The sequence below is a fragment of the Novosphingobium resinovorum genome, from assembly GCF_027922145.1.
In the GTDB taxonomy this organism is placed as follows: Bacteria; Pseudomonadota; Alphaproteobacteria; order Sphingomonadales; family Sphingomonadaceae; genus Novosphingobium; species Novosphingobium resinovorum.
On record NZ_BSFC01000008.1, the window covers coordinates 116,927 to 126,817 of the forward strand.

Below are 9,891 nucleotides of genomic sequence, written 5' to 3' on the forward strand. Positions count from 1 at the left end.
AATTCAGAAACGATAGCGGGCTTCGAGCATGAAGGTGCGGGGCTCACCGGGAACCACGAAGTTGAGGCCGAACAGGCTCGCGAAGCCGATGCCGCCGCTGTAGTAGGTCTTTTTGAAGGCGTTCTTCACCAGCACCGACAGCGACAGGCCGTCTTCCTTCTGCTCCAGCCCGACCCGGAAGTTGGCGAGCGCGTAGCCCGGGATCTGGGTGTTCGGATTGAGCGACTTGCCGGTAGAACTATAGTAATTGGAAGTCTGCGCGTAGACATCGCCATGAAGGACAGCGTTGAACCGCTCGCTCACCGGGATCGTGATGTCCGAATAGAACACGCCCGACCATTTGGGCGTATCCGGATAGGTATCGTAGACGGCGGTGCCGGTGCTGGTCCCGTCAATGCCGATCACCGACACTACGTTATCCGTGAAACGCGCGTGGGTGTAATTGACGTTGCCGCCGATCACCAGCCAGTCGGCAGGCCGAATATTACCGTCGAGTTCGAAGCCCCTGATCTTGGCCTTGGGCACGTTCACGGTGATGCCGGCCAGCCCGCCATAGATCGAGGTGTAGAAGGCGCGCTGCACGTTCTTCACCCACATGTTGTAGAGCGCCAGGTTGAGATTGACCGGCATCGTTCCGGCATAGCCGTGGAACTTCGCGCCCAGTTCGACGTCGGTGGCGATCTCGGGGCGGTACTCGCCGCCAGATTCATCCGCGAAGCCCGGCGTCGGCGGTGCGTGGAAGTTGAACCCGCCACTGCGGAAACTGCGTCGCGACGAGGCGTAGAGCAGCAGGTCCGGCGTCACCTGGTTCTGGATGCCGGCGGTCCAGCTTAGCTTGTTGAAGGTGTCGCGCTGCGGATCGATGAAGCGTCCGTCGGCGTAGAACGGCGCGAATTCGGGATGGGTCGCGGCGGAGAACAGGTCGTCGGCGTCGCGAACGAAGCTGACCTTTTCCGATGTGTAACGGATGCCGCCCGTCACCTTGAAACCGGCAAGTCCCGTGTCGAACGTACCCTGCGCGTAGCCTGCGATGGCCTTGCTCGTGGTCGTCCCCGCATTGATCTGGGGCGGCAGGCCAAGCTCGTTCAGGATGTAGCTGGTGTTGCGCGTGTGATCGGTGATCTTGGCGGCGTAGACGCCGGTGACGTACTCGAGCCGCCCGTCGATCGCCTTGCCCACAAGTTGCAGTTCGTCCGAGATCTGCTCGATCGTGCCCCGGCTGCCCTGAGCGCCCGTCTGCGCATTGCCGCGTCCGTCGATGCCGTAGGACGTGCCGTCGAGGTCGCCCGCGTCGAGGAAGCCGACATGGACATAACCGAACACGTTCTTGAGCGTGACATTGTCCGCGATCTCGAACGACGTAATGTTCGACACCACCCATTTCGAAATGCGGTGATCCCCCAGCGAGTCGACGTCGACCACGAAGGGACCGCGTTCGCGCTGCGCCTGCGCGAAATCGGCGAGACCGGGGAACAGCACATTCGTTGGGACGAAAGGATAACCCGGCGCATTGGCACTCGTCGGCACGACGTAGGACACCGAACCCGAAATGTTGGTGCCCTTGTCATGGTAGTATTCCGCGACAAGATCATTGGTAAAATCGGGCGACGGCTTGAGCGTAAGACTGAACCTGACGCCTTCCCGCTCGATCTTGCCCAGCTTGCTGCCGTCGTAGAGATTGAGCTGATACCCGTCCCGCGACCGGTAGACCCCCGCCACCCGCACGAGCACCTGGTCCTCCACGATCGCGCCGCCCACCGCGCCTTCGAGCTGGAAGTCGTTGAACCGGCCGTAACGCACCGATCCGTAGCCGGACAGTTCGTCGGTAGGCTTGCGCGTGGTGAACAGTACCGCGCCGCCGGTCGCATTGCGGCCGAACAGGGTGCCTTGCGGCCCCTTGAGCACCTGCACCGACTGCAGGTCGTAGAAGGCCGTCTGCCCCACCCCTCCCACCTGCACCTCGTTCACATAAGGCAGGACTGCGGGCAGCGAGCTGGTGAAGGTATCGACCGTCTGCCCGCGCAGGGAATAGTTCAGCTGGTTATCGTTCTGCTGCGCTTCGACCGTCAGCCCGGGCGCCGCCATCTGGAGGTCGCGCTCGGACACGATCGCCTGTCTGGCAAGGGCGTCACCGGTGACGACAGATACAGAGACGGGTGTACGCTGCAGGCTCTCCGAGCGGCGCTGGGCGGTGACGATGATTTCGGTCGATGCGGCAGTCGTGGATGCGCTCTGCGGCGTTGAAACCGGTACTTCCTGGGCAGCGGCATGGCTCGATACGGCAAGCAGCGCCACGCCGGCGCTGGACGACAGAAACTTCTGCAAGGCCATTTGGTGTCCCCTCCGACATCATTCCTTTCCGGCTTTGTCGCCGGATGAAGGCTCTCCTCGTCCGCGCGATTGATTTTTTGGCCCTAAGGCAGTGCGCGAACTCCGACTCAACTTACCACAAGGTAACTGGTTTACAAGTAGGTCATTCGTTATATTTTTCGGACAATCCTGACGCAGATCCTGCCTATATAACGTGTTGAAGTTAGATCAGTCGTTATATTACAATCGAATCTCGACCGTGCCCACAGCTTTGAACCAGCCTGATCTGGCATCGGGAGGGACGTGACGCATAAAGAGAGGAGTGCACATGCCAGGCATGTGCAAAACGGATCGAACGGCAGAAATCGCCAGTTCACGTGAGCGAGATACGATCGATGTTAGACGACAATGCCTCACAGAATGAACCGTCAGCCGCCATCGCGGACCAGCTGGTGATGCACACGATAGCGATGATCGCGCATCAGGGATTGGACAAGTTGTCGCTGCGTACCATCGCCGCGCGATCAGGCTGTTCCACCGCCTACATCTTTCAGAAATTCGGCAACAGTGAGGGCCTTATGCTCGCCGCCCTCGATCGGGCCATCGCCATCGAGGAGGCGAGCCATGCAGACCTGCTGGAACAACTTTCTCCGCTTCCCGTCGGGCAAACGACGCTCGGGGATTTCCTCTGCTATTACGTTGAGACCAGGGCTACAGCGGATGTGCCCCGCTTCATGCTATCCTGGGTGACGACAACCGCGCCTGCCCACATTGCAAGCCTTTTGGGCACATGGCACGCCATGCGCCGGGACTTCTGGAAGGCAGCGAGCCTGCAATGCGGACTTCAGCCCGATATGCCCGCGATCCTGGCCGACTACGCACTCATGGAAGAAAGCTACGCGACCGCACTTCAGGGAAGCTTGCGTTACGACCTGCTTCTGAAAGAAACTATACGCGCCCTATTGGGAATTAGCCCGTCCGCCAACAAGCGCGAGGAAGTCAGCATTGCCGACACGCTCAATGTCGTCCCTCCGCCTTTGGGGCCGGGCACGCCCGATGCCAACGGCTCCATTCGTGACCGCCTGCTGTTTCACGCCCGGGAGGAAATACTCCAAAATGGAATCGGCGCGGTCAACCAAAGGTCGACGGCACGCAACGCAGGAGCGTCGAATTCCGCGATTGCCTACTACTTCGGCTCGATGGATGCCTTCGTGGACGAAGCGATCTGGCGCGCCATGCTATCCGATATACCTCCTGAACTCGACCCCAACAGGACCATCGAAGGACGCCGTCTCTCGGTGCAGCAGTGGCTGACAGCCCTGAACCGGCACCTGCAGGGCGCGGATGACGGCGAACCCGCAGGGTTCTATTGCACCTATGCGCGGCTGACAGTTCAAACCTGCCTGCTCGCGCGCTCGCGCCCTTCCCTCAAACCGCTGGTGGTGTTCCTGCGCGAACTTGACGGCTGGGGCACTTATCGAACCAGTCGTATCCTCGAAGCGACCTTCAAGCCCATCGGCCGGGACCAGGCATCCGCCTTCGCCATCTGGATCAAAGGCTCGGCCGTAATCAACACTGCAGTAAATCTAAAAACTCGCATCACTGTTAGCAACCTTAATTCAGGAGCTTCCTGGATATTCGGGAACCAATAATCGTAAATATCATACATACATAGTATGAGTAAGATAAATATACTTAAGAAATATTTTGCGCCGTATCGCTGACGCGCTATCAAGACCGCTCGGCACCACCGGACCTATGATGGACGTGGTCCAAACTACGATTATGGTTGATCAGCAAGTTCAGCCATCTGCCGATCATCTGAACCGCAGATTACGCCCAGCCAGCGACGCGCCCCGGAAAATGGAGCCTTTCGAACAGAAGCTTACGGTCCTCGGTCCACAGCTTCACGCCGAACCGTGCCCGCGGGGTCACAGTTTAGTAGTTCTGCCCGGTAACGAATGGGGATGCGATCGGGGCAAGGACGAAGACCGGTCATCAGGCCTTCGACTGCGCGCAGTAGACAGTCTCGGCATATCCGTGATCCCAGGCCATGTGCACGGAAGGGTCGATACCCTGGGCTTTCGCATTGCAATCCTGTGGGACGGTCGCGACACTTCCTCTATCGGTTCGACAGTTCCGCGCTCGGCATTCTTGAGTCCGAGCTCGCGGTTTACAAACCGCCACTGAATTCGGTCGCCAGCGGAGAGGTCGCGCATCTCTTCCCTGAACACGTTGGATCCGCGCAGCCCGGCATACGACCTGAACCCGGTACTTTGCATCCCCGACGATCAAGCCAGCCGGAGATAGTATGGCAAGCCTGGTCTCTTCCGCAGCGACAGGGCCTGCCCTTCTTCTTTGGCGATGTCCGCGATCGTGATCCGGGGCGCCTTCTTCGACGTTAAGCCGTCCAGGCCGATGCCGCTGTCACCTCCGGTGCGATCGCGATCTTGCCGCTGAAAAGATCGGCTATTGCATATCTTTTCAGCCTAATTCTATTTGAAATCCGGCACGCTTCTTTACATGAACGCGCCGTTATCGACCGTCAGTACACGCCCGGTGATCGCCTTGCTCATATCGCTGACAAGGAAGAGAATGGCGTTCGCCTGATCCGTCGGCTACGTCGCAAGCAGTTCGGTATTGGTGTAGCTGTCGGGGTACTTGAGCATCACATCCCCGCTGGCAAGATCGCGGTGTTTTCAAGCGCAGCGTCCGAGGCGATTCCGGTGAACTTTCGCAGCCATTGGCGTAATCGACACGCAGCGGGGCCTACGAACCATCTGGCCGGAGCGGCGTATGCAGGTCGTCCAGATCAGCCTAGCTGGCCCAATGCAATCCATACGACCATATTCGCTCGGCCTCGGAAGCTCGACGGAGATATTGTGGCCGGGGGGCGGCGCTGGGAATCCACATACGCCGCCCACCGGTATCGCATCAGCCGTTGAGCTTGTCCTTGACCGCCTTGGCGGCCGTGAAGGTCAGCTTCTTCGAAGCCTTGATGGTCATTGCTTCGCCGGTAGCAGGATTGCGACCTTCCCGCTCGGGGCTGTCCTTGACCTTGAACTTGCCGAAGCCGTTGAGCGAGACTTCCTCGCCCTTGGCGGCCGCAGTGCCAATTGCGTCAAAGACGGCGTCTACAATCTTGCGGGCGTCGGTCTTGGCAATACCGTGATCGTTGGCAATTGCGTCGGCGAGATCGCTGTTGTTCATGAGAAGTTCGTCCTGTCGATGTCTGTGTTCCGCCGGCCACGCTGATTTACGGGCTGTGCGGTCTTCCACCATGGAACAACTGAAACCTCGTTCAAAGCCGTACAGTTGCATCAAACGCTCCTCCAGGCCGTTTTGTCCACAGCGCGTGGATATGTGCCACCCTCCGGGCCGAACAGCCGTACGGATCATGCAACAAGCGCCGCGGCGGCGCGGAGCGAGTTGCCGCTCTCAAGTCGTCCGTCAGCAGGCTTCCCGGCCGAACTCGCGATCTTCTGGTTCGAGGGATATCAAGGGCCGGAAAGCCCATCGCTCGGGACACGATATTGCCTGACCAGCGACACCGCGGAACTGAACGATGACGAGGGCATACGTTTGGTTGGCAGGGCCGATGAGGCGATTGCGCCTTCGGAATAACATATCAGGCCGTTAAACGTCGAAAGCATCTTGATCGAGCCTACGGCGGTGGTCGATGCCGAATGTGGGCCCGTGCCCACCCCCGCGAAATCGAGTTCGTCGATGAACTGCCCAAGACGCCCCGAGGGACCCGTCGGTCGGCCCCATGGCCGTTCGGGTTTAGTCATGTTGACAGGTTCCCTGTTGAAGTTCCATTACTCCGACAAATTTTCGCAGCGAGGCCGGGGAGGATATTAAAGGTGGACCTATCTCGTCGGGCGGCGCTTTTTTCCGCCGCCGCTGGCCCCTTGGCCGGAATGGCGCACAAAGGTGTCGCAGCGGCTGTCAACGTAAAGCCGGGCACGCTGGCATCGCGCCCGCCCATGGGCTGGAATAGCTGGAACAGTTTCGCCGGCACGATAACAGAGGCGCAAGCTCTCGAAACGGCAGCGATCATGCGGGATACGTTGCTGCCGTTCGGCTACGACGTATTCACCGTGGATATCCAGTGGTACGAGCCAGACGCGAAGAGCTACACGTACAACGCAGCACCCGTCCCCGCGCTGGATGGCTATGGCCGCCTGATTCCGGCCCCCAATCGTTTCCCCTCTGCAAACAGCGGCAAGGGCTTCGCTCCGCTGGCGGCGAAAGTTCATGCGATGGGAATGAAGTTCGGCATCCATGTGATGCGGGGTATCGCGCGGGCCGCCGTGAAGCAGAATCTTCCGGTGATGGGGACGCACCTGCGGGCACAGGACATCGCGGATACCTCAAGCATCTGCTCATGGAATCCGGACATGTATGGCGTCGATATGAGCAAGCCGGGCGCTCAGGAATACTATGACGGCCTCTTCCGACTCTACGCCTCCTGGGGCGTCGAGTTCGTGAAGATGGATGACATGAGCCGCCCTTACGACGCGCACGCGCCAGAGATCGAGGCCGTCGCCAAGGCCATCGCCCGCTGCGGAAGGCCGATCACGCTGAGCCTGTCGCCTGGTGAAACGCCGGTCCTGCACCATGACCATGTCCGTCGCTATGCGCAGATGTGGCGCATTTCCGACGACTTCTGGGACGAATGGCCACAACTCGAAGCGCAGTTCACCCGGCTGGAAAACTGGACGCCGTATCGAGGCCCCGGGTCATGGCCCGACCCGGACATGCTCCCTCTTGGCCGACTTGCATTGGGAGAGCGCGACACTCGCTTCACGCCGCACGAACAGCGAACGCTGATGAGCCTGTGGTCGATCACCCGCTCACCCCTCATCATGGGCGGCGACTTGCGTCACCTTGACGGTGCCACTCTGGCCTTGCTGACCAACCCCGAAGTTCTGGCCGTGAATCAGGCCAGTCGGGATAATCGGCCACATTTTCTGTTTGACGGAATCCGCGTCTGGTCGGCGACCAGCGAGCATAGCGGCGCCCGCTATCTAGGGGTGTTCAACCTCGACAAGGGCACGCGGGACCTGACGATTCCCTTGTCCGCACTGAACGCAGGCCAGACTGTATCGGTCCGCGATATATGGGCCCGACAAGATCTTGGAATCAAAACGCGCAACATCGCCTTGCAGCTGGAATCCCATGAAAGCGCTCTTTACCGGTTGACCTAGACCCGTCTTGCATGACCCGTCCGGCGATCACGCCGGACGGGCATCGCAGACTTTAAGCAGCCTCTCGGCCACCAATTCCGGCGGCTCGCAACCAGCTTTAGGACCTGCCCTTCCGATTATATGGCCGTAGTCAGACTGGCTCAGCCGTTCGGCTTGGTTCGGACGACGCCCTTCGCAGTGTAGGCCGATATCGCAGATCAACTGCGTAACCGAGCCAAGGCGCAAAGTGCCACGATATCAAAACCTCAGGTCATGTTCGTGCCCGCATCGTCTCGAGGCTGTGATGCACGTTGCGGACCTTCAGCAGGTCGTGTCTGGTCAGGATGCCGACAACCCGCTGCGTCTCAGGGGCAACAATCGGAATGCGACCGATGCCCGTCTCGATCATGAGATCCGCGATCCGGCTGAGCGGGTCATGCGGGCTGCCGCAGGTCTGCGACGCGTCGGACAGTGCGTCGGCGAGCGTGGCATCCGCCGGAACGCTATCGACCTGCCAGCGCAGCGCATCCGCGCGCGAAACGAGACCGGTGAGCGTGCCGTCTTCGGCCACAACCGGGTAGCTGCGATGGCGCGCATCGGTTCTGAAAAAGACGACCGCATCGGCGAGGGTCATGCTGCCGGCCAGCACCTCCGGCTCAGATGTCATGAACTGCGCGGCCTGGAGAAAGTCGAATTGGTCGACGGTGTATTCCTGCAGGATATGCCGGCCGCGCCGGGCAATTTTCTCGGTCAGTATCGAGCGGCGCATAACCAGCACGCTGATGGCGTAAGCTCCTGCCGACGCTGCCAGCGTCAGCGGAAGCATAGCGAAATCACCGGTCAACTCGACCGCGAACAGCGCCGCCGTCAATGGCGCGCGCATGGCGCCGCTCAGGATTCCGGCCATTCCGGCGAGCGCCCACAGGCCGCCCCCGCCGGGCAGGTACTGGCCCAGAACGAAGCCAAGCGCGCCGCCCAGCAACAGCAGCGGCGCGAGCACGCCGCCCGAAGTGCCTGAGCCCAGTGCGATAAGCCATACCACCGCCTTGACCACCAGCAGCGCCAACACCACCCGCATGGCGAGCGAACCATCCAGAAGACCCCGGATGCTCTCGTAGCCGGCACCCAGGACATGGGCGTCGATCAGGCCGCCCAGCCCCACTGCCAGCCCGCCGAGAGCCGGCCACCACATCCAGTGGAGGGGCAACCGGGCAAACATGTCCTCGATCCTGTAGAGCGCGCCTGAGAGCAGCGATGCCTGCGTCCCGGCCAGAACGCCCACCGCTACTGCCAGGCCGATATGCCGGGCGGCGAGGGCGATCGCATGGTGGACGGGAAACAGTGGCCCGGCCTCTATCAGGAGCGGCCGCCAGAGCCACGAAACGAGCACGGCGATGACGACGGGCACGAAGCTGCGCGGCTTCCATTCGAAGAGAAGCACCTCGATGGCCAGAAGGATCGCCGCCATCGGTGTGCCGAAGATCGCCGTCATGCCCGCTGCCGCGCCCGCAACGAGCAAGGTCTTGCGCTCGGCGGCGCTGAAATGGAACGCCTGAGCGAACAGCGATCCGATGGCGCCGCCGGTCATGATGATCGGTCCTTCAGCACCAAAGGGACCGCCGCTTCCGATCGAGATCGCTGAAGACAGCGGCTTTAGCAAGGCAACCTTACGCGATAGGCGGCTCTCACCGTAGAGGATCGCCTCGATCGCTTCGGGTATGCCGTGGCCGCGAATCTTGTCCGACCCGTAGCGTGCCATCAGCCCCACGATCAGGCTTCCAATCACCGGCACGGCGATCAGCCACAGACCCAGCACGTTGTCTATGATCTGCACGGGCGCGCCGGAAAGGCGTCCGAACCAGAACAGATTGGTTGCGATCGCGATCGCCTTGAGCAGCACCCATGCCCCGATCGCACCCCCACTGCCGACGACCAGCGCCGCCGCCGCGAGCAGCAGCATGCGCCGATCCGCGCTGTGATCGGCAAGAGGGCGACGGGAGGGGAATGAGGTCGCGGGAATCATGATAGTGCTCGGCTCGCTGACAGGGTGGCTCGCGCAATATATCGTAACACGATATATATCAACGGTTGACAGAGAGGGCGCGAAGCCGGGACTGAGCTTATGGCCAGCAAACTGACAGACGCGGATTATCTCGCGCTCGCCGATTTCCGCTATTCACTGCGGCAGTTCCTGGCGTTTAGCGAAGGCGAGGCGGCTCAATGCGGGCTGACCCCACAGCAGCACCAGGCGCTGTTGGTGATCCGCGCGGCACTGCCGGGGACGGCCACGATCGGCCATGTCGCCGAGCGTCTTATCCTGAAGCCGCACAGTGCCACAGGTGTCAACGGCGGCGCAAAAGTCGGCCACGGGGCGGAGTAAAACCAGGCCAGT

Annotated in this window: 7 protein-coding genes and 1 pseudogene; 4 read left to right on the forward strand and 4 right to left on the reverse strand. The window is 60.9% G+C overall.

The window, feature by feature from the left end:
- Positions 1–3: 3 nt before the first annotated feature.
- A complete protein-coding gene (locus tag PKE80_RS04885; RefSeq protein ID WP_271181545.1) occupies positions 4–2,331 on the reverse strand; it encodes a TonB-dependent receptor in 2,328 nt (775 codons plus the stop codon).
- Between the two features lie 374 nt (positions 2,332–2,705).
- On the opposite strand from PKE80_RS04885, the gene PKE80_RS04890 reads away from it, so the two are divergent.
- Positions 2,706–3,962, forward strand: a complete 1,257-nt coding sequence (locus tag PKE80_RS04890; protein WP_271181546.1) for a TetR family transcriptional regulator — start codon at positions 2,706–2,708, stop codon at positions 3,960–3,962.
- 798 nt (positions 3,963–4,760) lie between these two features.
- Complete coding sequence (locus PKE80_RS25380) at positions 4,761–5,255, forward strand: hypothetical protein (RefSeq protein ID WP_271181547.1); 495 nt, start codon at positions 4,761–4,763, stop codon at positions 5,253–5,255.
- On the opposite strand, the gene PKE80_RS04900 is transcribed toward PKE80_RS25380, so the two are convergent.
- Positions 5,245–5,520 (reverse strand): HU family DNA-binding protein, encoded by a 276-nt coding sequence (locus PKE80_RS04900; protein ID WP_271181550.1) that lies wholly within the window; start codon positions 5,518–5,520, stop codon positions 5,245–5,247. The two genes, PKE80_RS25380 and PKE80_RS04900, sit on opposite strands and share 11 nt — an antisense overlap.
- A gap of 287 nt (positions 5,521–5,807) precedes the next feature.
- Positions 5,808–6,101 (reverse strand): hypothetical protein, encoded by a 294-nt coding sequence (locus tag PKE80_RS04905; protein ID WP_271181548.1) that lies wholly within the window; start codon positions 6,099–6,101, stop codon positions 5,808–5,810.
- Positions 6,102–6,230: 129 nt separating this feature from the next.
- Between PKE80_RS04905 and PKE80_RS04910 the strand changes: the two genes are divergently transcribed.
- Positions 6,231–7,520: a glycoside hydrolase family 27 protein gene (locus PKE80_RS04910; RefSeq protein WP_271181551.1), complete on the forward strand. Its 1,290-nt coding sequence runs from the start codon at positions 6,231–6,233 to the stop codon at positions 7,518–7,520.
- 250 nt (positions 7,521–7,770) lie between these two features.
- Here the strand turns inward: PKE80_RS04910 and PKE80_RS04915 are convergent, their stop codons facing one another.
- Positions 7,771–9,459 (reverse strand): chloride channel protein, encoded by a 1,689-nt coding sequence (locus PKE80_RS04915; protein WP_271181549.1) that lies wholly within the window; start codon positions 9,457–9,459, stop codon positions 7,771–7,773.
- A 162-nt stretch (positions 9,460–9,621) separates the two neighbouring features.
- Between PKE80_RS04915 and PKE80_RS04920 the strand changes: the two are divergent.
- Positions 9,622–9,843: pseudogene (locus PKE80_RS04920) on the forward strand (winged helix DNA-binding protein); the annotation flags it as partial.
- Positions 9,844–9,891 lie beyond the last annotated feature (48 nt).

Coding starts and splice junctions, on each gene's coding strand:
- PKE80_RS04890 (WP_271181546.1), top strand. CDS start 2,706: ATGTTAGACGACAATGCCTCACAGAATGAACCGTCAGCCGCCATCGCG.
- PKE80_RS04885 (WP_271181545.1), bottom strand. CDS start 2,331: ATGGCCTTGCAGAAGTTTCTGTCGTCCAGCGCCGGCGTGGCGCTGCTT.
- PKE80_RS04910 (WP_271181551.1), top strand. CDS start 6,231: ATGGCGCACAAAGGTGTCGCAGCGGCTGTCAACGTAAAGCCGGGCACG.
- PKE80_RS04915 (WP_271181549.1), bottom strand. CDS start 9,459: ATGCTGCTGCTCGCGGCGGCGGCGCTGGTCGTCGGCAGTGGGGGTGCG.
- PKE80_RS04900 (WP_271181550.1), bottom strand. CDS start 5,520: ATGAACAACAGCGATCTCGCCGACGCAATTGCCAACGATCACGGTATT.
- PKE80_RS04905 (WP_271181548.1), bottom strand. CDS start 6,101: ATGACTAAACCCGAACGGCCATGGGGCCGACCGACGGGTCCCTCGGGG.